The sequence below is a fragment of the Nonomuraea aridisoli genome (genome assembly GCF_003236395.1).
In the GTDB taxonomy this organism is placed as follows: Bacteria; Actinomycetota; Actinomycetes; order Streptosporangiales; family Streptosporangiaceae; genus Nonomuraea; species Nonomuraea aridisoli.
Map to the genome: position 1 here is coordinate 1 of NZ_POUD01000631.1, position 636 is coordinate 636.

General features: G+C 67.1%; 1 protein-coding gene. It reads left to right on the plus strand.

What is annotated here, in order from left to right:
• Positions 1 to 263 precede the first annotated feature (263 nt).
• The gene (locus C1J01_RS48475; RefSeq protein ID WP_111185884.1) at positions 264 to 590 is read left to right on the plus strand and encodes a DMT family transporter; all 327 of its coding nucleotides are present in this window, start codon (positions 264 to 266) and stop codon (positions 588 to 590) included.
• Positions 591 to 636 lie beyond the last annotated feature (46 nt).

Sequence of the window (636 nt, forward strand, 5' to 3'; positions counted from 1 at the left end):
CCCCTGCGAGACCCCCGCCCCCTGCGGCACCCGCTCGATCACCGTACGGGCCTGCATCTCGTAGAAACCACCACGCACCACCGCACGCCGCTCGATCAGCGGCCGATCATCGGCAGCATCGACAAGCGCAAGCGCGTCCCAACCCACACCCCACAGTGGAACACGCATTCGACTGCACTTTCAAGCGGAACCCCCACACCCGCCGGGGGAGCGAACCCCCTAAAATCCGCACACCCGTACCACTTACCACCCAAGGAGCCCCCATGGCCTGGATCCTCCTCGCCCTCGCCATCGCCTCGGAAGTCCTCGCCACCTCCGCACTCAAACTCAGCAACGGCTTCAGCCACCTCGGCTGGACCACCGTCGTCGTCGCCGGCTACGTCACCTCCTTCGTCCTCCTCGGCCGCGTCCTCAAACTCCACCTCGACGTAGGCACCGCCTACGCCGTCTGGTCCGGCGCCGGCACCGCCGCCATCGCCCTCATCGGCGCCGCCTTCATGGGCGAAACCCTCACCCCACTCAAAATCGCCGGCATCCTCCTCATCATCGGCGGAGTCGTCGTCCTCAACCTCGCCGGCGCCGCCCACTAGAACGCCCCGCAAAACGCGTTGCCACCCCCACAACCCCTCCCTACAC

Bases quoted from the DNA above. Each gene is read 5' to 3' on its own strand.
- C1J01_RS48475 (WP_111185884.1), top strand. From the start codon at position 264: ATGGCCTGGATCCTCCTCGCCCTCGCCATCGCCTCGGAAGTCCTCGCC.